This window comes from Pseudomonas sp. GL_091 (genome assembly GCF_057837725.1).
The window spans coordinates 1,946,086-1,968,166 of record NZ_CM174451.1; the positions used below are offsets into that span (position 1 = coordinate 1,946,086).

The following is a 22,081-nucleotide window of genomic DNA, read 5'->3' on the forward strand; positions in this document are numbered from 1 at the left end:
ACTTTGAGTCCCATGTCTGTTTCTAGATTAGGAGTAACGAGCACCATGGCTCACGCACCGCAGATCAAAATTCCCGCCACCTACATGCGCGGCGGCACCAGCAAAGGCGTGTTTTTCAGCCTGAAGGACCTGCCTGAAGCGGCACAGGTCCCAGGCCCGGCCCGCGACGCTTTGCTGCTGCGCGTGATCGGCAGCCCCGATCCGTACGACAAACAAATCGACGGCATGGGCGGCGCGACCTCCAGCACCAGCAAAACCGTGATCCTGTCGAAAAGCATCAAGGCGGATCACGATGTCGATTACCTGTTCGGTCAGGTGTCCATCGACAAGCCGTTCGTGGACTGGAGCGGCAACTGCGGCAACCTGTCGGCGGCGGTCGGTTCGTTTGCCGTCAGCAATGGCCTGGTGGACGCCAGCCGCATCCCGCACAACGGCGTGGCGGTGGTTCGCGTGTGGCAGGCCAACATTGGCAAGACCATCATCGCCCACGTGCCGATCACCAATGGTGAAGTGCAGGAAACCGGTGATTTCGAACTCGACGGCGTGACCTTCCCGGCGGCCGAAGTGCAGATCGAGTTCCTCGATCCGGCGGCGGACGAAGAGGGTGGCGGCGGTTCGATGTTCCCTACTGGCAACCTGGTGGATGACCTGGAAGTACCCGGCGTCGGTACCTTCAAGGCGACCATGATTAACGCCGGCATCCCGACGATTTTCGTCAACGCCGAGGACATCGGCTACAAGGGCACCGAACTGCAAGGCGCGATCAACGGCGATCCGAAAGCGTTGCTGATGTTTGAAACCATCCGCGCTTATGGTGCATTGCGCATGGGTCTGATTTCCAACGTCGACGAAGCGGCCAAGCGGCAGCACACGCCGAAGGTGGCGTTCGTGGCCAAGCCGGCGGACTACGTTTCGTCCAGCGGCAAAGCCATTGCGGCAGGCGATGTCGACCTGTTGGTGCGTGCGCTGTCCATGGGCAAGCTGCACCACGCAATGATGGGCACGGCGGCAGTCGCCATCGGCACGGCGGCAGCGATCACCGGCACGCTGGTTAACCTCGCAGCGGGTGGCACCGAACGCAACGCGGTGCGCTTCGGCCATCCGTCCGGCACCTTGCGCGTCGGCGCCGAAGCCAGCCAGGTCAACGGCGAATGGACCGTGAACAAAGCCATCATGAGCCGCAGTGCGCGGGTGTTGATGGAAGGTTATGTGCGTGTGCCGGGTGATTCGTTCTAACCGACGGATCCCCCCTGTAGGAGCTGGCTTGCCAGCGAAGAGGACGTCAAATTCAACATCATTGTTATCTGTGACACCGCTTTCGCTGGCAAGTCGGAACGCCGCATCGCAGCTCCTACAGGTGAATTGAACATGAGTGCCAACGTCGACCTGAACAACCGCCCCGACTACGACAAGGTCCTGCAGGACATTGCCGATTACGTCCTCAACTACAAGATCGAGTCAGAAGAGGCGCTGGATACCGCGCGCAACTGCCTGATCGATACCTTGGGTTGTGGTCTGCTGGCCCTGCGTTTTCCCGAGTGCACCAAGCATTTGGGGCCAGTGGTGGAAGGCACTGTCGTGCCGTTCGGCGCCCGGGTGCCGGGGACCAGTTATCGACTCGATCCGGTGAAGGCAGCGTGGGACATTGGCTGTATCGTGCGCTGGCTCGACTACAACGACACCTGGCTCGCGGCGGAGTGGGGGCATCCGTCGGACAATCTCGGTGGAATTCTCGCGGTAGCCGACTATTTATCACAAAAGCGCCTGGCGAATGGCGAGGCACCGCTGACCGTGCGTACAGTGCTGGAAGCGATGATCATGGCCCACGAGATTCAAGGCGTAATTGCCCTGGAAAACTCGTTCAACCGTGTCGGCCTCGATCACGTCATTCTGGTGAAAGTGGCCTCGACCGCAGTCACCGCCAAACTGATGGGCGCCAATCGCGAGCAGTTGTTGTCGGCGTTGTCCCACGCTTTTGCTGACGGTCAGGCGTTGCGCACGTATCGGCATGCGCCGAATGCCGGATCGCGAAAGTCCTGGGCGGCAGGTGATGCATCCAGCCGTGGCGTGCGCCTGGCGGACATCGCGATGCGCGGCGAGATGGGCATTCCCGGCGTATTGAGTGCCAAACAGTGGGGTTTTTACGACGTACTGTTCAGCCACACCAATAGCGATCTGGCACTCAAGCCTGAAGACAAGCGCGGGTTCAGTTTCTCGCGGCCGTACGGCAGTTATGTGATGGAAAATGTGCTGTTCAAGATCAGTTTTCCGGCCGAGTTTCACGCACAAACCGCGTGTGAAGCGGCGGTGACCCTGCATCCGCAAGTGCGCAATCGTCTGCACGAAATCGACCGGATCGTCATCACCACTCATGAGTCAGCGATTCGCATCATTTCCAAGGTCGGCCCGCTGGCCAATGCCGCCGACCGCGATCACTGCATCCAGTACATGACCGCCGTGCCGCTGGCCTTCGGCAACCTGGTTGCGGAGTACTACGAAGACGATTTCCACCAGGCGCATCCGATCATCGATGTGCTGCGCGAGAAAATGGTCATCGTCGAAGAACCGCGCTACACCCGTGAATATCTGGAGGCCGACAAGCGCTCGATTGCCAATGCGGTGCAGGTGTTTTTCAAGGACGGTTCGAGCACGGATAACATCGTCGTGGAATACCCGATTGGGCATCGTCGGCGTCGGGCTGAAGGTATTCCGTTGCTGGAGGAGAAATTCAGGGCGAACTTGCTGACACGATTCGCGAGGCAGCGTAGCGAGGAGATTTTTGCGCAGTGCAAGGATCAGCAGAAACTTGAGGCGACACCGGTGAACCGGTTTGTGGATTTGTTTGTTATCTAGAAGCAGCTACAAGCTGCAAGCTTAAAGCTGCAAGTCAGGGCAGTAGCGCCTTATTGCTTGTCGCTTGAAGCTTGTGGCTTGTAGCTGTCTCTCTTACTTGAACCGCCGCTCCACACCTTTCTCCACGAGAATCTTCGCGGAGATTTCTTCCACGGAAAAGTGCGTGGAGTTGATGTGCGGGATGTTTGCGCGGCGGAACAGGTTCTCGACCTCGCGCACCTCGAACTCGCACTGGGCGTAGCTCGAATAGCGGCTGTTGGGTTTGCGCTCGTTGCGGATCGCGGTGAGGCGGTCCGGGTCGATGGTCAGGCCAAACAGCTTGTGCTGGTGGGCGCGCAGGGCGGACGGCAGTTGCAGGCGTTCCATGTCGTCTTCGGTCAGCGGGTAGTTGGCTGCGCGGATACCGAATTGCATGGCCATGTACAGGCACGTCGGCGTCTTACCACATCGCGACACGCCCACTAGTATCAGGTCGGCCTTGTCGTAATAGTGCGTGCGGGCGCCATCGTCGTTGTCGAGGGCGAAGTTCACCGCTTCGATACGCTCCATGTAGTTGGTGTTGGAGCCGATGGAGTGGGATTTGCCCACGGTGTAGGAAGAATGCTCGGTCAGTTCCTGTTCAAGCGGTGCCAGGAACGTCGAGAAAATGTCGATCATGAAACCATTCGAGGTTGCGAGAATCTCACGAATGTCCTGATTGACGATGGTGTCGAAGATAATCGGACGGAAGCCGTCGGTTTCGGCGGCTTTGTTGATTTGTTGTACCATGGCCCGCGCTTTGTCCACGTTGTCGATGTACGGCCGCGTGACTTTGCTGAAGGTAATGTTTTCGAACTGCGCCAAAAGGCTTTGACCCAGGGTTTCGGCGGTAATGCCGGTGCCATCGGAGATAAAGAAAGCAGATCGTTTCATTTGCACCTTGGGTCTTAAGTGAGTGTCCTGTATCACAAATGCGTTCCCTTTTGACGGGGGCTGTCGTCGCCATACTGCGTTGCCGCTCCTCGCCATAGCCAGCTATGACTCGTCGCGGCGCCTTGTCTGGCAACAACAGTCACTCGCCAAAAAGGAACGCACTTGCGACACAGGACACTTGTGACGAATCTTGGATATGATAGGCGCGATTTGCCGGCCGCCATTGGCCCGCATTCTCACTTATTTTCCAGGTCCAGGCCATATAGCCGGCAAATGCTCACTTAAGCAGCCGGTTTCTGAGCTTTTCCAACACAGTTAGTGGAGAGATCACCTTGGTAGAGTACGTAGTTTCCCTCGATAAGCTCGGCGTCCATGATGTAGAGCATGTGGGGGGCAAGAACGCATCCCTGGGCGAGATGATCAGTAACCTTGCAGGTGCCGGTGTATCGGTGCCCGGTGGATTCGCAACGACAGCTCAGGCTTATCGTGATTTTCTGGAACTGAGCGGCCTGAACGATCAGATCCACGCCGCCCTCGACGCCCTTGATGTCGACGATGTCAACGCCCTGGCCCGCACTGGCGCCCAGATCCGTCAATGGATCATGGAAGCCGAATTCCCCGAGAAGCTCAACGCCGAGATCCGTACCGCGTTCGCCACGCTGTCCGCCGGCAACCCTGACATGGCCGTGGCCGTGCGTTCTTCGGCCACCGCCGAGGATTTGCCGGACGCTTCCTTTGCCGGCCAGCAGGAAACCTTCCTGAACATCCGTGGTGTCGAAAACGTCATTCGCGCCGCCAAAGAGGTGTTCGCCTCGCTGTTCAACGACCGTGCTATTTCCTACCGCGTGCACCAGGGCTTCGACCACAAGCTGGTTGCCCTGTCTGCTGGTGTGCAGCGCATGGTCCGTTCCGAAACAGGCACCGCCGGCGTGATGTTCACCCTCGATACCGAATCGGGCTTCCGTGACGTGGTGTTCATCACCGGCGCCTACGGCCTGGGTGAAACCGTCGTACAAGGCGCGGTGAACCCGGATGAGTTCTACGTCCACAAGGGCACCCTGGCTGCCGGTCGTCCGGCGATCCTGCGCCGCAACCTGGGCAGCAAGGCCATCAAGATGATCTACGGCGACGAGGCCAAGGCCGGTCGTTCGGTGAAGACCGTCGACGTGGACAAGGCTGAGCGCGCCCGTTTCTGCCTGACCGACGCCGAAGTCAGCGAGCTGGCCAAGCAGGCGATGATCATCGAGAAGCACTACAAGTGCCCGATGGACATCGAGTGGGCCAAGGACGGTGACGACGGCAAGCTGTACATCGTGCAGGCCCGTCCGGAAACCGTGAAGAGCCGCACCCAGGCCAACGTCATGGAACGTTACCTGCTGAAAGAGACCGGCACCGTGCTGGTGGAAGGCCGTGCCATCGGCCAGCGCATCGGCGCCGGCAAGGTCCGCATCATCAAGGACGTGTCCGAGATGGACAAGGTCCAGCCAGGCGACGTACTGGTTTCCGACATGACCGACCCGGACTGGGAACCGGTCATGAAGCGTGCCAGCGCGATCGTCACCAACCGTGGCGGCCGTACTTGCCACGCGGCGATCATCGCCCGTGAGCTGGGTATTCCAGCGGTAGTAGGTTGCGGCAACGCCACCCAGTTGTTGAAAGACGGCCAGGGCGTGACCGTTTCCTGCGCTGAAGGCGACACCGGTTTCATCTTCGAAGGCGAACTGGGCTTCGACATCAAGAAAAACTCCGTGGACGCCATGCCGGAGCTGCCGTTCAAGATCATGATGAACGTCGGCAACCCGGACCGCGCCTTCGACTTCGCGCAGCTGCCGAACGCCGGTGTGGGCCTGGCCCGTCTGGAATTCATCATCAACCGCATGATCGGCGTGCACCCTAAAGCACTGCTGAACTACGACGGTCTGCCGCTGGACATCAAGGAAAGCGTCGACAAGCGTATCGCCGGTTACGACGATCCGGTCGGCTTCTATGTCGAGAAACTGGTCGAAGGCATCAGCACCCTGGCGGCTGCGTTCTGGCCGAAAAAGGTCATCGTGCGTCTGTCGGACTTCAAGTCCAACGAATACGCCAACCTGATCGGCGGCAAGCTGTACGAGCCGGAAGAAGAGAACCCGATGCTGGGCTTCCGCGGTGCCTCGCGTTACATCAGCGAATCGTTCCGCGACTGCTTCGAACTCGAATGCCGCGCCCTCAAGCGCGTGCGCAACGAGATGGGCCTGACCAACGTCGAAATCATGGTGCCGTTCGTCCGAACCCTGGGCGAAGCGAGCCAGGTGGTGGATCTGCTGGCGGAAAACGGCCTGGCCCGTGGCCAGAACGGCCTGCGCGTGATCATGATGTGCGAACTGCCGTCCAATGCCATCCTGGCTGAAGAATTCCTCGAGTTCTTCGACGGTTTCTCCATCGGTTCCAACGACCTGACCCAGCTGACCCTGGGCCTGGACCGTGACTCCGGGATCATTGCGCACCTGTTCGACGAGCGTAACCCGGCGGTGAAGAAGCTGCTGGCCAATGCCATTGCCGCGTGTAACAAGGCCGGCAAATACATCGGCATTTGCGGTCAGGGCCCTTCGGATCACCCGGACCTGGCCAAGTGGCTGATGGAGCAGGGCATTGAAAGCGTTTCGTTGAACCCGGACTCCGTACTGGAAACCTGGTTTTTCCTGGCTGAGGGTCAGGCGCAGGCTTGATCCGGTGTGAACGGGCCGCTCACATACCTTTGTAGGAGCGAGCTTGCTCGCGATGGACGCAAACGATAACGCGTTTATTCTGGATAAACGCGGTGTCCTGAAGTTTTTCGCGAGCAAGCTCGCTCCTACAGGGGACGACGTAGCGTCAGGGAGCGGTCTTTTTAAGATTCAAGCAGGGCGGGCTCCATCTGGATGCCGCCCTTTTTTGTGCAAGAGATTATGCAAAGCAGCAGCAACCTATTTCCTGTCGCCCTGATCAGCGCCGAACGGCGCGGCGATCTGAGCGAAGATGTGTATCGTTTGAAACCCGGTAACAGCCCCGACTTCACCGTCGAACTGGCTGTGACACGCCTTGGCATGGCCGATGAGTCGTCCTCCCGTGGCGTGCCGGTAATCCTGCTGCACGGCAGCTTTTCCAATCGCCGGTTCTGGTTTTCCCCCAAGGGCCTGGGGTTGGGTGCTTACCTGGCTCGCCTGGGGTTCGACGTCTGGATTCCGGAAATGCGCGGTCACGGCCTGTCCCAGCGTAACCACGACTACCGCAAGAACCGTGTCGCCGACTACGCACGCTATGACCTGCCGGCCATTGGCGCGTTCGTGCGCGAACAGAGCGGGCAGGTGCCACACTGGATCGGTCACTCGCTGGGTGGTACTACACTGGCCGCAGCGTTAGGCGGCGAGTACATCGGTGAACCGGTCGTGGCCTCGGCGGCGTTTTTCGGTACACAAGTCAGCCGCACCTACTGGCCATTGAAGATTCCACCGGTGGAGTGGAGCGGTCGCTTCATACTCAAGCGTTTTGCCCAGTTGTCCGGTTCACGCCTCAAGCGCGGCCCGGAGGACGAGCCGATTGGCCTGGCCCTGGAAAGCATGCGCTGGTTTGGCTTGTTCGGGCGCTTCGGCGATGCCGACAAGGACTGGTGGGCAGGCCTGGCCGAGGTCAAGTTGCCCGTACTGGCGGTCAGTGCCGCAGGTGATCATCAGGACCCGACCTGGGCGTGTCGCAAGTTGTTCGATCAGGTCGGTTCGCAGCACAAGCAATTCATCAATCTGGGGCGCGAGCAGGGCTTCGGCGACAATTTCGGTCACGTGGAAATGCTCGTCAGCAAGGCAGCCCAGGCTGAAGTCTGGCCGTTGGTGACTCGCTGGTTGGCCGATCAGCAGACACCTTTGCCGGGAGCACAACAGGATTTGGCCGCGGCAATCCGAGCCTGACGCTCTAACAAGGGCATTTCGCTCTGATCGGCTTGCGGCTAAGATATGACGCATTGAGCTGTTCCGGTCACTTTCCGTGACTGAGTCATCACTGATGTTCGTGCTGTCTTCCTCTTTACAGGAGTTTCTCGATGATCCATTACCTCACGCCTGACCTGTGCGACGCCTATCCGGAACTGGTGCAGGTGCTGGAACCGATGTTCAGCAATTTCGGCGGCCGTGATTCGTTCGGCGGCGAAATCGTGACCATCAAGTGCTTCGAAGACAACTCGCTGGTCAAGGAGCAAGTCGAGCTCCAGGGGAATGGCAAGGTCCTGGTGGTCGATGGCGGGGGGTCCCTGCGTCGTGCGCTAATGGGTGACATGCTCGCCGAGAAAGCCGCTAAAAATGGCTGGGAAGGCCTGGTGATCTACGGTTGCATCCGTGACGTCGACATCATTGCGCAAACCGACCTGGGGGTTCAGGCCTTGGCCAGCCACCCGATGAAAACCGACAGGCGCGGTGTCGGTGACCTCAACGTTGCCGTGACCTTCGCCGGCGTGACCTTCCATCCGGGCCATTACATCTATGCGGACAACAACGGCGTGATCATCTCGCCAAGCCCGTTGAAAATGCCCGAGTAAGATTTGATCGAAGGAATGCGGATGTTCGAGGAAGAAAACGCGCAGTGGGGGCTGGTGCATGCCCTGGTGCTGGATGGTAGAGGCGGCGCGCGTTCGATTGCCCGGACTGAACTCGATGACTTGCAGCTGCAGGCCCACGAAAGCCTGTGGCTGCACTGGGATCGCAGTCATCCGCAAACCCGGACCTGGTTACGCAAATCCAGCGGTCTGAGCGAATTCAGCTGTGATCTGTTACTCGAAGAAAACACCCGTCCGCGACTTTTACAGCTTTCCGACAGCGAACTGCTGCTATTTTTGCGCGGGGTCAATCTGAACCCCGGTGCCGAGCCGGAAGATATGGTGTCGGTGCGGATCTTCGGCTCTGCCCAGCGTGTCATTTCCCTGCGCTTGCGTCCGTTGCGTGCCACTGAAGAGTTGCTGGTGCAACTGTCCGAAGGCAAGGGGCCGAAAACCGCCTCCGAACTCATCCTTTGCATGGCGCAGTACCTCACCAACAAGGTGCAGGATCTGGTCAGCTGTCTCTCGGAAGTGGTCGATGAGGAAGAAGAAAAACTGGATGCCGACGAACGGTATACTCCTGAGCACGGATCGGTTTTGCAGATTCGTCGCCGGGCGGCTGCGTTGAAGCGCTTTCTTGCTCCGCAGCGGGACATTTTCGGTCAACTGACGCGGATCAAATTGCCCTGGTTCGTCGAGGACGATGGCGATTACTGGAACGAATTGAACAACAGCCTGACCCGCTACCTCGAAGAGCTGGAATTGACCCGGGAGCGCGTGGGGCTGGTCCTGGAAGCTGAAGACCGTCGGTTGAGCGTGCGCATGAATCGCACGATGTATCGCTTCGGGATCATCACCGGGATCTTTTTGCCGATGAGTTTTCTGACCGGGCTTTTGGGGATCAACGTTGGTGGAATTCCATTCTCTGCCAGCCCTTATGGCTTTCTGATCGCCTGTCTGATGATGGTCTCGGTGGCGCTGGGGCAGTGGTGGTTGTTCCGACGTTTGCGCTGGGTCTGAGGGAAACCATGTGACCCGAGCAAAACTGACCGCGTCTCCCACAGACATCACGAGAGGTGCGTATGCACGATCCGTTTGAACAGTCTTTACGCGACATGCTCAAGGCCTCACCGTCCACCCGGGACGACGATGCGTGCCTTGGCCGTGTACTGAAAACGGCCAACCGCCAGGTTGGCGCTGGCGATTTGTTCAGCCTCCTGGGCCGCTGGCTGCCCGCGATGATGATCGCCCTGAATAACGGATCGGCCCATGTCGCGCCGGTTTCCCGTCTTCGTAAACCTGCTGCCCGCACTGCTGATAAGGCTGATTGAATATGGAACTTGATCTCTGGACTCAGAGCCTCGTCACTGCAATGACTGCGTTGTGGACCAAGGTTGCGAATTTCATTCCGAACCTGTTCGGCGCACTGGTTGTGCTGCTGCTGGGTTTTGTCGTGGCCAAGCTGCTGGACACCTTGCTCTCCAAGTTGCTCGCCAAACTGGGCCTTGACCGCTTGATGGGCGGCACCGGCCTGACCAAATTGCTGTCCCGCGCTGGATTGCAAGTCCCTATTTCGACCCTGATCGGCAAGATCGTCTATTGGTTCGTTCTGCTTATTTTTCTGGTTTCTGCCGCAGAATCCCTTGGACTTGAGCGAGTTTCAGCTACGCTGGATATGCTTGCGTTGTATTTGCCGAAGGTTTTCGGCGCGGCGCTGGTGTTGCTGGTAGGTGTTTTGCTGGCGCAACTGGCCAACGGGCTGGTGCGCGGAGCGGCAGAAGGCGTGGGTCTGGACTATGCTTCAGGGCTTGGACGAATTGCCCAGGGCCTGGTGATCATCATCAGTATTTCGGTTGCGATCAGCCAGTTGGAGGTCAAGACTGACCTGCTCAACCATGTGATCGTGATCGTGTTGATAACCGTTGGTCTGGCGGTAGCGCTGGCCATGGGGTTGGGAAGCCGGGAAATTGCCGGCCAGATTCTTGCGGGAATCTACGTGCGTGAGCTGTACCAGGTTGGGCAACAAGTGCGTGTTGGCGAGGTCGAAGGCCAGATCGAAGAGATCGGCACGGTTAAAACCACATTGCTGACCGATGAGGGTGAGCTAGTCTCTCTTTCCAATCGGATTCTCCTTGAGCAGCATGTGAGTAGCCGCTAACCCGGCAAACCCTGCTAATGTATGCCGCCGCAAAATGCCTGCTAAAGCTGGCTGCGGCGGACATTGACCTGACTGTCGGCCCGACTTGTTTTGAATAAAGCCCAATCGCTATCCATGCGCTACGACCCCCGTGAGCTCTCTGATGAGGAGTTGGTCGCGCGCGCGCATTCCGAGCTGTTTCACGTAACACGCGCCTATGAAGAACTGATGCGGCGTTACCAGCGGACATTATTTAATGTGTGCGCACGATATCTCGGGAACGATCGCGACGCAGACGATGTCTGTCAGGAGGTCATGTTGAAGGTGCTGTATGGCCTGAAGAACTTCGAAGGTAAATCGAAGTTCAAGACGTGGCTATATAGCATCACGTACAACGAGTGCATCACACAGTATCGAAAGGAACGGCGAAAGCGTCGCTTGATGGACGCATTGAGTCTTGACCCCCTCGAGGAAGCGTCCGAAGAAAAGACGCCGAAACCTGAGGAAAAAGGTGGACTTGATCGCTGGCTGGTGTATGTGAACCCGATTGACCGTGAAATTCTGGTGCTACGATTTGTCGCAGAGCTGGAGTTTCAGGAGATCGCAGACATCATGCATATGGGTTTGAGTGCAACAAAAATGCGGTACAAACGCGCTCTAGATAAATTGCGTGAGAAATTTGCAGGCATTGCTGAAACTTAGTTCAGCGCAAATATCTCTTACGTGTAGGCAAGTTCTGTTAGACTTGCCGCCGAGTTGTCCCCCGGTTTGCGGGACTGCTTCACAATCACCAGATGGGGATTTAACGGATGAAACTGAAAAACACCTTGGGCTTGGCCATTGGTACTCTTATTGCCGCTACTTCGTTCGGCGCACTGGCACAAGGCCAAGGCGCAGTTGAAGGCGAGCTCAACTACGGGAAGAAGTACAACGACAGCGTTAACAACGTTGAAGACGGCTACACTCCTGGCGCCTCCATCGGTTACTTCTTGACCGACGACGTATCGTTGAACTTGACCTACAACAATGACGACCACACCCGTTCGAACAACGGTACTGGTAATCAGAAAATCGAAGGCGACCAGTTTGGTCTGAACGCTCAGTACCACTTCAACAACGCTGGCGACGCTCTGCGTCCTTACGTTCAAGGTGGTGTTAAGCACGGCAGCTTGACCAACGTAGCCGCTGACGGCCACACCGGTCGTGACCAGTCGACTTTCCTGACTGCTGGCGCTGGCCTGAAGTACTACTTCCTGGAAAACGTCTACGCTCGCGCTGGCGTAGAAGCTGACTACAAGCTGGACAACGGCCGTTGGGACTACATCCCGTCCGTAGGTCTGGGTGTGAACTTCGGTGGCGGCAACAAGCCTGTCGCTGCAGCTCCAGCTCCAGAAGTTTGCTCCGACAGCGACAACGACGGCGTTTGCGACAACGTTGACAAGTGCCCGGACACCCCAGCCAACGTAACTGTTGACGCTGATGGCTGCCCAGCTGTTGCTGAAGTCGTTCGTGTAGAGCTGGACGTGAAGTTCGACTTCGACAAGTCGGTAGTCAAGCCAAACAGCTACGGCGACATCAAGAACCTGGCTGACTTCATGAAGCAGTACCCATCCACCACCACTACTGTTGAAGGTCACACTGACTCCGTCGGTCCTGACGCTTACAACCAGAAACTGTCCGAGCGTCGTGCAAGCGCCGTTAAACAAGTTCTGACCAACCAGTACGGTGTTGAGTCGTCCCGCGTTCAGTCCGTTGGCTACGGCGAATCCCGCCCAGTTGCTGACAACAAAACTGAAGCTGGTCGCGCTGTTAACCGTCGCGTAGAAGCGCAGGTTGAAGCTCACGCTAAGTAATTAGCTCGCAGCTCTGAGAAAAGCCCGGCTCAGGCCGGGCTTTTCTTTGTCTGCGATTTGGTGAAACAGGTGAAACTAGGCTGACTGATCCGCCGCCATCACAGGCAACTCGGATCGCCGCACCGCACGCTCCCACAGGGATTGAGTTGCGCAAGCCGCCACTGCACCGATCACCAGTATGGCAGGGCTTTTCAGCTGGAATCTGCAGGCAGCTTCATCCATGTCAGTGAGAGTGCTCCGACATTCCCGCTGATGGGGCAAGGAAGCGTTTTCAATCATGGCCACGGGCGTATCCACCGCCATGCCGCCGGCCAATAGCTGCTCACGGATTTCACCGAGCTTGGCCACTCCCATGTAAATCACCAGCGTCGTTCCGCCTTGGGCCAGTGCCTGCCAGTTCAATTGGCTGTCGTCCTGGGTGTGTGCGGTGACCAGCGTGACACCACGGGCTACACCGCGCAAAGTCAGTGGAATATCGCATTGCGTTGCCCCCGCCAGCCCGGCAGTGATGCCGTTGACCAACTCGGCTTCGACCCCACGCTCACGCAACCACTGCGCCTCTTCACCACCGCGACCGAAAATGCACGGATCGCCGCCCTTGAGCCGCGCCACGCATTTGCCCTGCCGGGCATAACGAAGCATCAGTCGATGGATGAACGCTTGCGGGGTGGAGCGGCAGCCGCCGCGCTTGCCCACCGGGATTATCCGCGCCCCAGGGCAATGCTCGAGTACCGCGACATTGACCAGATCATCGATCAGCACCACCTCAGCCTCGCGCAAGGCGCGTACCGCTTTCAACGTGAGCAACTCAGGATCACCCGGGCCCGCACCTACCAGCCAGACTTTTGCACTCATAGTGTTTTCCTCACGAGAAGACGGTGATTGGCTGCGCCGTGGCAGCCAGCAGGCGTTTGATTTCCGGAACGCAGGACCCGCATTGCGTGCCGCAACCCAGTTCTTGCTTGAGCCCCTGCAAGTCCAGGCCACGGCTGATGCCGGCGCAGATCGCGTTCTGGCCGACGTTCTTGCAATTGCACAGGATCTTGTTCGCGTTGACGGGCGCGTCGAGGTTGCCCGGTGGTGCACTCAGCGGCGCAAGCAGCCAGCGCCGCAGTTGCTGGTCCGCGCGACCTTCGAGCCACAGACCCTGCAACCAGTGTTGGGCAAGGGTTTCACCGGCCAGTCGAATGGCAGTGATCCGGCCATTTTCGATTCGCACGCGCTTGCCAATGGCCCGTCGAGGGTCGTCGTAAGCCAGCACCGGGCCGTCATCGAGCGCCAGGCTTTTATCGATTTCGCTTAGCAGCTCTGCCGAAGGCGCTGATGTATTGGCCGCCCGTACAAGCAGGGCAGGGCGCTCACGACCAACCAGGCTGAGGCTGACGTAGGAAAACTCCTCACAGAGCGGTCGTAGCGTCTCAAAATGCCGTTGAACATCGCCCTCGATCAGTGCGAACAGTTTCCAGGGCAAATCCACCGGATCCAGGCGAACGCCGCTGTGTTTAAGTTCGGGCTGTTTCGACAAAGGATCGAATGCGGGCAGGGTGAGGCTGTTCACCCCGCCCTTGAGAAAACGGTCGCCCCAATGCATCGGCAAAAAGGCCTGGCCAGGACGCACGCTGTCATCGCTGGCGACCGCGACGATGACTGCGCCGCGCCGGCTTTTCAGGCTGACCAGATCCCCAGGCTGCAGGCGATGGCGGCGCAATTCTTCCGGGTGCAGGCTCAACTCCGCTTCGCTGACATGGCCGAACAGCTGCGCGGCGGTGCCGGTGCGGCTCATGCCGTGCCATTGATCGCGCAGGCGGCCGGTGATCAGGGTCAGCGGGAAGCGTGCATCGCGTTGCTCTTTGGCGGCGCGGTATGGGTCGGCCACGAACTGTGCGCGCCCATTGGCAGTGGCAAATATCCCGTCGACGTACAACCGTGCCGTGCCTTCAACGGCACCCGCAGGGAAGGGCCACTGCTGCGGACCGAGACGATCGATCAGCGCATGGCTGATACCGGACAGATCCAGATCGCGACCTTGAGTCAGATGCTTGTATTCGTCAAAGACCTGAGCGGGATTATCAAATTCAAACAGGCTGGTTTGGCCGGGACGCAGGTGTTTTTCCAGGCGTTGTGCGAAATCTACGGTGATTGCCCAGTCCGGCCGCGCCTCACCCGGTGCGACGATTGCCTGGCGTACGTGGGAAATGCGTCGCTCGGAGTTGGTCACGCAACCTTCCTTTTCCCCCCAACTGGCGGCGGGCAGCAGAAGGTCGGCGAACTTCGCGGTTTCAGTGGTGCTGAAGGCTTCCTGCAACACCACGAACGGGCAGGCTTGTAAGGCTGCGCGCACGGCCGTCTGGTCCGGCATGGATTGCGCGGGGTTGGTACAGGCGATCCACAGTGCCTTGATCTTGCCGTTGCGTACTTGCTCGAACAGTTCGATCGCGCTGAGCCCGGGATTTTCCGGTAGTTGCTCGACGCCCCAGTAGGACGCCACTTGCGCACGGTGTTGTGAATTGGCGGCGTCACGATGGCCGGGCAGCAGGTTGGACAAACTGCCGGTTTCCCGCCCGCCCATGGCATTTGGCTGACCGGTGAGGGAGAAAGGTCCGGCGCCGGGACGACCGATCTGCCCGGTAGCCAGGTGCAGGTTGATCAGTGCACTGTTTTTCGCGCTGCCGGCGGTGGACTGGTTAAGCCCCATGCACCACAGCGACAGAAAACTCGGTGATGTGCCGATCCACTCGGCACATTGCTGCAATTGCCCGAGGCTGATTCCGCAGAGCTGCGAAACCATTTGCGGCGTGTAGTCACGCACCAGGTTTTTCAGCTCGGCCAGACCATCGGTGTGGTCCCGGATGAAGTCACGATCGATCCAGTCTTCCCACAGCAGCAGATGCAAAATCCCATGGAACAGGGCGACATCGGTGCCCGGCAAGATCGCCAGATGCAGGTCAGCCAGATCGCAGGTATCTGTGCGACGTGGGTCAATGACGATGACCTTCATCTGCGGGCGGCGGGATTTGGCGGCTTCCAACCGGCGAAACAGCACCGGGTGGGCGTAGGCCATGTTGCTGCCTACGATCATCACGCAATCGCTCAGCTCCAGGTCTTCGTAGCTGCAGGGCGGGGCGTCGGCACCCAGGCTGCGCTTGTAGCCGACCACCGCCGAGGACATGCACAGGCGCGAATTGCTGTCGATGTTGTTGGTACCTACCAGGGCACGTGCCAACTTGTTGAAGGCGTAGTAGTCCTCGGTCAACAGTTGCCCGGAAATGTAGAACGCCACGCTGTCCGGGCCATGTTCGGCAATGGTCGCGGCAAACACGCTGGTAGCGTGATCGAGGGCGGTATCCCAATCGGTGCGGTGACGAGCCAGGCCTTTACCGAGGCGCAATTCGGGGTACAGCGCCCGCGCCGTCAAGTCGCCGGTCAGGTGCAGGGTCGAACCCTTGCTGCACAGTTTGCCGAAATTGGCCGGGTGCACCGGGTCGCCGCTGACGCCGAGGATGCGCTCGCCGTCGTGCTCGATCAGCACCCCGCAGCCGACCCCGCAGTAACAGCAGGTGGACGCAGTGATCTGGCGGTCCATCAGCCTGCATCCCGCAGGGCCAGCATCACCCGGCCATTTTCAACCCGGGCGAGATGGTGATGGGCACAGCCGATGTCCGGGGCCAGGGCTTCGCCGCTTTCCAGGTCGATTTGCCAGTTGTGCAACGGGCAGGCCACCCGCTTGCCGTAGACCAGGCCTTGGGACAACGGGCCGCCCTTGTGCGGGCAGCGGTCGTCAAGGGCGAACACTTCGTCGTCGCTGGTACGAAAAATCGCGATGTCTCCCTTTGGCCCGGCGATGATCCGTGAGCCCAGGGCATTGATCTCTTCCAGTGCGCAGATATCCAGCCAGTTCATGCCAGCACCTCCAGGTTTTTCACGGGGATGACGTCGAATTCTTTTTTCAGCTGTGGCTGTTCCAGGCGCTCCTTCCACGGGTCCTGTTCGAACGACAGCGAGAACTGCAGGCGATCGTTGAGCGCCTTGCGACGCTCCGGATCTTCCAGCACGGCTTTCTTGATGTGTTCCATGCCGACCCGTTGCAGGTAGTGCACGGTGCGTTCGAGGTAGAAGGCTTCTTCGCGATAGAGCTGCAGGAATGCACCGTTGTATTCGCGGACCTCTTCGGCGGTTTTCAGTTTGACGAAGAATTCCGCGACTTCGGTCTTGATCCCGCCGTTGCCACCGATGTACATCTCCCAGCCGGAGTCCACGCCGATAATTCCCACATCCTTGATACCGGCTTCCGAGCAGTTGCGCGGGCAACCGGAGACAGCCAGCTTCACCTTGTGCGGCGACCACATGTTGAACAGGTCATGTTCCAGTTCAATGCCAAGTTGTGTGGAGTTCTGCGTGCCAAAGCGGCAGAACTCGCTGCCGACGCAGGTTTTCACCGTGCGGATGGATTTGCCGTAGGCGTGGCCGGACGGCATGTCCAGGTCTTTCCACACCCCCGGCAGGTCTTGCTTGCGAATGCCCAGCAAGTCGATGCGCTGGCCACCGGTGACCTTGACCATCGGCACGTTGTACTTGTCGGCGACGTCGGCAATGCGCCGCAGCTCTGAAGGATTGGTCACACCGCCCCACATCCGCGGGACTACAGAGTAGGTGCCGTCTTTCTGAATGTTGGCGTGAGCCCTTTCGTTGATCAGGCGCGATTGCGGATCGTCCCTGGCTTCCCCTGGCCAGGTGGAAATCAGGTAGTAGTTGAGCGCCGGGCGGCAGGTGGCGCAGCCGTTGGGTGTGCGCCAGTTCAGGTAGCTCATGGTGCCGGCGATGGTCAGCAGGTGCTGCTCGCGGATGGCCTGGCGGATTTGCCCGTGATTGAGGTCGCTGCAGCCGCAGATGGCCTTTTCGCTTTTCGGTTTCACGTCCGCCGCGCCGCCCACGGTGTTGATCAGGATCTGTTCGACGAGGCCGGCGCAGGAACCGCAGGAGCTGGCAGCCTTGGTGTGCTTCTTGACGTCGTCGACACTGAACAGCCCGTGTTCCTGAATGGCCTTGACGATGGTGCCTTTGCACACGCCGTTGCAGCCGCAGACTTCGGCCGTGTCGGCCATGCTCATGGCTTTGTCCTGGCCCTGATGTCCTACGTCGCCCAGTGCCTGCTCCATAGATGAAGAGCCGCCGAACATCAGGTGATCGCGGATCTGCCGAATGTCGTGATTCTCACGGATCTGCCGGAAATACCAGCCGCCATCTGCCGTATCGCCGTACAGGCAGGCGCCGACCAGCACGTCATCCTTGATCACCAGTTTCTTGTAGACCCCGCCAATCGGGTCGGAGAGGGTGATGGTCTCGGTGCCTTCGCCGCCCATGAAGTCGCCGGCGGAGAACAGGTCGATGCCGGTAACCTTCAATTTGGTCGAGGTCACCGAACCCTTGTAGGTGGCAAAACCCAGTTGGGCGAGGTGGTTGGCGCAGACTTTGGCCTGTTCGAACAGAGGCGCCACCAAACCATAGGCGATGCCGCGGTGACTGGCACACTCACCGATGGCATAGATCCGTGGGTCGTAGGTTTGCAGTGTGTCGTTGACCAGAATCCCGCGGCTGCACGGAATACCGGATTTCTCTGCCAGTTCGGTATTGGGGCGAATGCCGGCGGCCATCACTACCAGGTCAGCGGGGATGATGTCGCCGTTCTTGAATTGCACCGAACCGACCCGACCATTGCCCGCGTCGTGCAAGGCCTGGGTCTGCTCGCACAGACGAAAGTGCAGGCCGCGAGATTCCAGCGCGGTTTGCAGTAGCTGGCCGCTGGTCTTGTCCAGTTGCCGTTCCAGCAACCACTCGCCGATATGCACCACGGTCACGTGCATGCCCCGCAGCATCAGGCCGTTGGCGGCCTCCAGGCCGAGCAGGCCGCCACCGATCACCACGGCGTGGCGGTGGGTTTTCGCGGTGTCGATCATGGCCTGGGTGTCGGCGATGTCGCGGTAGCCGATCACACCCTCAAGGGTGTTGCCGGGAATGGGCAGGATGAAAGGCGTCGAGCCGGTGGCGATCAGCAGGCGATCGTATTCGGCTTCGCTGCCGTCTTCGGCAATGACCCGGCGCTTGACCCGGTCGATCTCCACCACCTTGCGGTTGAGCAGCAGCTTGATGTTGTTTTCCAGGTACCAGTCCAGGTCGTTGAGCACGATCTCTTCGAAGGTCTGTTCGCCCGCCAGCACCGGCGACAACAGGATGCGGTTGTAGTTGGTGTGCGGTTCAGCACCGAAGACCGTGATGTCGTACAGCTCAGTGCTCAGTTTGAGCAGCTCTTCCAGGGTCCGGACCCCGGCCATGCCGTTGCCGATCATCACCAGTTTTAGTTTTTTCATCAGGTTCTCCGGGGAGCTCAGGCCTGCCTCATCAGGGTTCAGGCCATGCTCGACAAATTTTGCGCAAACAAAAAAAGGCGTCCCGCTAGTTGCCTAGCGAGGACGCCTTTGTCCTGGTCCCGTTCTCTCGGGAAGTGCAACCTTCGTCGTTGAAGCCTGCGCTGTATGTCTGTTGCAAGAGGTAATGCAGTGGTTATGCCAAGTCGCTCAGATCCCGTGTTTGTTGGCTTTTTTTTCGTTCGCAAGGGTAGAAGCATGGAGGAGTGCACCGATTCAAGGCGCATTGCCCGCTAATGGAGCGCAACCACCAGCAGCACCAGATTGAGCAGCAACGACACCAGCGCCAATGTCCGCCAGACCTTCAGCGGCTCGCGCTCCAGCAACGGCTTGGGACGCACGCTCAAGCTGCGGCGCTCGCCCTGTTCGATCAGCAGCAGCCATTCTTCCGCCGTTTCGAAACGCTGGTCGGGGGCCGCTGCCACGGCGCGCTCCAGGCTATGGGCGATCCAGTCCGGCAGGTCGGGCCGGTAACGGCTGGCGTTGACCGGGAGGCCAAACCTCGGGCGCTGGAACGCTTCGATTTCGCCATAGGGATAGTGCCCGGTGAGGAGGAAATACAGGGTCACACCGACGGCGTACAAGTCCTGCCGTGGCGTCGGTACTTCGCCGCGAAAGGCTTCGGGCGCGATGTAACTGGGTGTACCCGGCAGCGCCCAGGGCAGATCTTGCGAGAGGCCCGGGCAGTAGGCCAGGCCGAAATCCAGCAGGCGCAACTCACCATCGTCCCCCAGCAACAGGTTTTCCGGTTTGATATCGCGATGCAGGATCTGCCGTCGATGCAACAGACCGACCGCTCGCAGCAGGCGTTCGGCGATGTCTTGCCACTGGGGCAGTGGCAAGGGTCCGCTTTGCTCATACCGTTGGGCCAGGGTAGCGCCCGAATATTCACGCATCACGTAATACAAATGCTGGCGCTGGCTGGCGGCATGGACTTCAGGGAAATGTCGACCGGCCACGCGTTTGAGAAACCATTCTTCCGACAGTAACGCTTGCCCGGCCTGGTGATCGTCATGCAGGCGCCCCGGCAGGGTTTTCAGCAGCCAGGGTTGTTGCTGGCTGTCGCGAACGCGATAAAGCAGCGATTGCTGGCTCTGTGCGACGATCCCTTCAACCTGCCAGCCTTCGAACACCTGACCCGGTTTCAGGGCTGGCGGCAGTGGCCATTGCTGCAAGTGAATCAACGCATCGCCAATGCTCGTTTCGCCGAGGGCATCGACCCGCACCAGCAGGGCGCTGGCGTTGTCCTGGCTGCCTGCCAGGTGTGCGGCATTGACCAGGGTTTGCGCAGCGCTGTGCAAGTCCGGCTGATCCCGCAGGATCGCGGCAATCGCGGTATCGCCCAGGACGGCCCAGACGCCGTCGCTGAGCAGGACGAAGCTTTCATCGAGGCGCAACTCACCGTCGAGAAAATCCAGCACCAGATGTTGATCGAGGCCCAGCGCCCGTTTCAGCACATGCTGCATGCCCGGCTGGTCCCAGACGTGATCCTCGCTGATTCGCTGCAATTGGTCGGCGTGCCAGCGATACACCCGACAATCGCCGACATGGGCCAGGGTAAAACGCCGGCCACGCAGGACCAGCGCACTGAGGGTGGTCAGCAGCGGTTGTCCGCCGCCATTGGCCTGCAACCAGCGGTTTTGCGCCAGCAGAAGACGATCGAGTGCCTGTGCGACGCTCCAGGTTTCCGGCGTGGCGTAGTAATCCAGCGCCAGGGCCTGCAGCGTCGAACGGGCAGCCAGACCGCCATCGACGCATTGGCTGACACCGTCGGCAATCGCGAACAGGTAACCCTTGCTTGCGGCCAGCGCCGGGGCCGGCGTGACCAGGCGCAGGGCATCCTGGTTTTCCTCGCGAGGACCGATAGCGCTGGCTTCGGCGAAACTCAGTTGCAGGCTCATCGAGGCGTCAGACTCGCGCAGCCGTCACGGCGGCCGAACCCCAGGTGGTTCTCCAGCGACGTTTCACGCCGTGCAGACCGAACCAGGCCAGAACGCCGAGGCTGGCGAACAACCACAGCGCCAGCTGATAGCTGCCGGTGCTTTGCTTGATCGCGCCCATGCCGGCCGCGAGAGCAAACCCACCGATGCCTCCGGCCATACCGATCAGGCCGGTCATCACGCCGATTTCCCGGCGAAAACGCTGGGGCACCAACTGGAATACCGCGCCATTGCCTGCACCCAGACCGAGCATGGTGCAGACGAAAAGCGCCAGTGCGGCGTAGGAACTCGGCAGGTTGAAGCCGACCACGGCAATGCAGGTCGCCGCGACGGTGTACATCGCCAGCAGGGTCCGAATGCCGCCGAACCGGTCAGCCAGCGCGCCACCCAAGGGGCGCATCAGGCTGCCGCCGAACACGCAGGCAGCGGTGTAGTAGCCGGCAGTCACCGGGCTCAGGCCGTACTGGTCGTTGAAATAGCCGGGCAGGGCGCTGGCCAGGCCGATGAAGCCGCCGAATGTCACGCTGTAGAAAAACATGAACCACCAGCTGTCACGATCACCCAGGGCCTTGAAGTAGTCGGCCATGGATTTGGCTTTTGGCCGCTCGGGGGCATTACGGGCCAGCCAGGCGAAGACGACCAGGGTCAGGATCAACGGTATCAGGGCAAACCCGAACACGTTGCTCCAGCCAAACGCCGCCGCCAGCACCGGGGCGATCAATGCGGCGAGCACTGTGCCCGAGTTACCCGCACCGGCGATGCCCATGGCCTTGCCTTGATGCTGCGGTGGATACCACTGCGAGGCCAGGGGCAGGGCGACGGCGAACGAAGCGCCGGCCATGCCGAGGAACAGACCCAGCAGCAACGCCTGTTCGTAGCTGTGGATCCCGAGTTTCCAGGCGCCGAACAGGGCGCAGATCACAATGACCTGACCGATCAGGCCGGCGGTTTTGGGCGACAGGCGATCAGCCAGCATCCCCATTACGAAGCGCAACACCGCCCCGGCCAGAATCGGCGTGGCGACCACCAGCCCCCGTTGCTGCGTCGTCAGGTGCAGGTCGGCGGCGATCTGCACCGCCAGAGGTCCGAGCAGGTACCAGACCATGAAACTCAGGTCGAAATAGAGGAAAGCTGCGAACAATGTGGGTGTATGGCCGGATTTCCAGAAGCTTGAATTCATCGCGCACCTCAGCTGTGAAGAGTCTCGAAAGGAGTCATGAGCTTGCAGGTGGGGCGCCGTTACGGCCGCACCACCGACCCCGTGCTGTGGGGCCAAAACGAAAAAACGCCGCCACCCGATCCGCCAAGGGCAAATGAGGTGAGCGACGTCTTTGTCGTAGGTGGGGCAACCGCCGTTGGTTACCTGTAGTGATTCCTTAGCGAGATCTGTGCCAACACTGCTTTTGTGGCGAGGGAGCAAG

General features: G+C 59.7%; 17 protein-coding genes. 10 read left to right on the forward strand and 7 right to left on the reverse strand.

The features are described from left to right. The first annotated feature begins 45 nt into the window (after positions 1–45). Entirely contained in the window at positions 46–1,236 is a 1,191-nt protein-coding gene (gene prpF, locus AC3ITY_RS08995; protein WP_489308494.1) for a 2-methylaconitate cis-trans isomerase PrpF, read from the forward strand. Positions 1,237–1,368: 132 nt separating this feature from the next. After that, positions 1,369–2,853 carry a 2-methylcitrate dehydratase gene (prpD, locus tag AC3ITY_RS09000; protein WP_489308496.1) on the forward strand — a complete coding sequence of 495 codons (1,485 nt, stop codon included), beginning with the start codon at positions 1,369–1,371 and terminating at the stop codon, positions 2,851–2,853. Between the two features lie 93 nt (positions 2,854–2,946). On the opposite strand, the gene ppsR is transcribed toward prpD, so the two are convergent. Next, the gene (gene ppsR / locus AC3ITY_RS09005) at positions 2,947–3,765 is read right to left on the reverse strand and encodes a posphoenolpyruvate synthetase regulatory kinase/phosphorylase PpsR (RefSeq protein WP_150724649.1); all 819 of its coding nucleotides are present in this window, start codon (positions 3,763–3,765) and stop codon (positions 2,947–2,949) included. 332 nt (positions 3,766–4,097) lie between these two features. On the opposite strand from ppsR, the gene ppsA reads away from it, so the two are divergent. The 8 genes from ppsA to AC3ITY_RS09045 all read left to right on the forward strand — a co-directional run bounded on the left by ppsA (position 4,098) and on the right by AC3ITY_RS09045 (position 12,298). Then, on the forward strand, positions 4,098–6,473 hold the full coding sequence (ppsA, locus tag AC3ITY_RS09010) for a phosphoenolpyruvate synthase (protein ID WP_489308499.1): 2,376 nt from the start codon (positions 4,098–4,100) through the stop codon (positions 6,471–6,473). Positions 6,474–6,692: 219 nt separating this feature from the next. Then, a complete protein-coding gene (locus tag AC3ITY_RS09015; protein WP_489308501.1) occupies positions 6,693–7,688 on the forward strand; it encodes an alpha/beta fold hydrolase in 996 nt (331 codons plus the stop codon). 134 nt (positions 7,689–7,822) lie between these two features. Next, positions 7,823–8,311, forward strand: coding sequence for a ribonuclease E activity regulator RraA (gene rraA / locus AC3ITY_RS09020; protein ID WP_489310808.1), 489 nt, complete (start codon positions 7,823–7,825; stop codon positions 8,309–8,311). 21 nt (positions 8,312–8,332) lie between these two features. Beyond that, complete coding sequence (locus AC3ITY_RS09025; protein ID WP_489308503.1) at positions 8,333–9,328, forward strand: zinc transporter ZntB; 996 nt, start codon at positions 8,333–8,335, stop codon at positions 9,326–9,328. Positions 9,329–9,390: 62 nt separating this feature from the next. Further along, positions 9,391–9,639, forward strand: a complete 249-nt coding sequence (locus tag AC3ITY_RS09030; RefSeq protein ID WP_223454991.1) for a CrfX protein — start codon at positions 9,391–9,393, stop codon at positions 9,637–9,639. Between the two features lie 2 nt (positions 9,640–9,641). Next, a complete protein-coding gene (locus AC3ITY_RS09035) occupies positions 9,642–10,466 on the forward strand; it encodes a mechanosensitive ion channel family protein (protein ID WP_008048604.1) in 825 nt (274 codons plus the stop codon). A 90-nt stretch (positions 10,467–10,556) separates the two neighbouring features. Beyond that, entirely contained in the window at positions 10,557–11,147 is a 591-nt protein-coding gene (gene sigX / locus AC3ITY_RS09040; protein WP_150753300.1) for an RNA polymerase sigma factor SigX, read from the forward strand. 107 nt (positions 11,148–11,254) lie between these two features. After that, entirely contained in the window at positions 11,255–12,298 is a 1,044-nt protein-coding gene (locus tag AC3ITY_RS09045; RefSeq protein WP_223454989.1) for an OmpA family protein, read from the forward strand. Between the two features lie 75 nt (positions 12,299–12,373). Here the strand turns inward: AC3ITY_RS09045 and cobA are convergent, their stop codons facing one another. From cobA to AC3ITY_RS09075, 6 genes are all read right to left on the reverse strand, one after another. Then, positions 12,374–13,153 carry a uroporphyrinogen-III C-methyltransferase gene (gene cobA, locus AC3ITY_RS09050; RefSeq protein WP_489308507.1) on the reverse strand — a complete coding sequence of 260 codons (780 nt, stop codon included), beginning with the start codon at positions 13,151–13,153 and terminating at the stop codon, positions 12,374–12,376. A 10-nt stretch (positions 13,154–13,163) separates the two neighbouring features. Next, positions 13,164–15,881, reverse strand: a complete 2,718-nt coding sequence (locus AC3ITY_RS09055; protein WP_489308509.1) for a nitrate reductase — start codon at positions 15,879–15,881, stop codon at positions 13,164–13,166. Then, positions 15,881–16,198, reverse strand: a complete 318-nt coding sequence (nirD, locus tag AC3ITY_RS09060; RefSeq protein ID WP_046042889.1) for a nitrite reductase small subunit NirD — start codon at positions 16,196–16,198, stop codon at positions 15,881–15,883. Before nirD ends, AC3ITY_RS09055 begins: the two co-directional genes overlap by 1 nt. Next, a complete protein-coding gene (gene nirB, locus AC3ITY_RS09065) occupies positions 16,195–18,663 on the reverse strand; it encodes a nitrite reductase large subunit NirB (RefSeq protein WP_489308511.1) in 2,469 nt (822 codons plus the stop codon). The genes nirD and nirB overlap by 4 nt, the downstream gene beginning before the upstream one ends. Before the next feature lie 290 nt (positions 18,664–18,953). Then, positions 18,954–20,621, reverse strand: a complete 1,668-nt coding sequence (locus AC3ITY_RS09070) for a bifunctional protein-serine/threonine kinase/phosphatase (RefSeq protein WP_489308513.1) — start codon at positions 20,619–20,621, stop codon at positions 18,954–18,956. 7 nt (positions 20,622–20,628) lie between these two features. Then, entirely contained in the window at positions 20,629–21,840 is a 1,212-nt protein-coding gene (locus tag AC3ITY_RS09075; RefSeq protein WP_489308516.1) for a nitrate/nitrite transporter, read from the reverse strand. Positions 21,841–22,081: the final 241 nt, after the last annotated feature.

Excerpts from the sequence above, each read along its gene's own strand:
- prpF (WP_489308494.1), top strand. The coding sequence starts at position 46 with ATGGCTCACGCACCGCAGATCAAAATTCCCGCCACCTACATGCGCGGC.
- prpD (WP_489308496.1), top strand. The coding sequence starts at position 1,369 with ATGAGTGCCAACGTCGACCTGAACAACCGCCCCGACTACGACAAGGTC.
- ppsR (WP_150724649.1), bottom strand. The coding sequence starts at position 3,765 with ATGAAACGATCTGCTTTCTTTATCTCCGATGGCACCGGCATTACCGCC.
- AC3ITY_RS09015 (WP_489308501.1), top strand. The coding sequence starts at position 6,693 with ATGCAAAGCAGCAGCAACCTATTTCCTGTCGCCCTGATCAGCGCCGAA.
- AC3ITY_RS09025 (WP_489308503.1), top strand. The coding sequence starts at position 8,333 with ATGTTCGAGGAAGAAAACGCGCAGTGGGGGCTGGTGCATGCCCTGGTG.
- AC3ITY_RS09030 (WP_223454991.1), top strand. The coding sequence starts at position 9,391 with ATGCACGATCCGTTTGAACAGTCTTTACGCGACATGCTCAAGGCCTCA.
- AC3ITY_RS09035 (WP_008048604.1), top strand. The coding sequence starts at position 9,642 with ATGGAACTTGATCTCTGGACTCAGAGCCTCGTCACTGCAATGACTGCG.
- AC3ITY_RS09045 (WP_223454989.1), top strand. The coding sequence starts at position 11,255 with ATGAAACTGAAAAACACCTTGGGCTTGGCCATTGGTACTCTTATTGCC.
- cobA (WP_489308507.1), bottom strand. The coding sequence starts at position 13,153 with ATGAGTGCAAAAGTCTGGCTGGTAGGTGCGGGCCCGGGTGATCCTGAG.
- AC3ITY_RS09055 (WP_489308509.1), bottom strand. The coding sequence starts at position 15,881 with ATGGACCGCCAGATCACTGCGTCCACCTGCTGTTACTGCGGGGTCGGC.
- nirD (WP_046042889.1), bottom strand. The coding sequence starts at position 16,198 with ATGAACTGGCTGGATATCTGCGCACTGGAAGAGATCAATGCCCTGGGC.
- nirB (WP_489308511.1), bottom strand. The coding sequence starts at position 18,663 with ATGAAAAAACTAAAACTGGTGATGATCGGCAACGGCATGGCCGGGGTC.
- AC3ITY_RS09070 (WP_489308513.1), bottom strand. The coding sequence starts at position 20,621 with ATGAGCCTGCAACTGAGTTTCGCCGAAGCCAGCGCTATCGGTCCTCGC.
- AC3ITY_RS09075 (WP_489308516.1), bottom strand. The coding sequence starts at position 21,840 with ATGAATTCAAGCTTCTGGAAATCCGGCCATACACCCACATTGTTCGCA.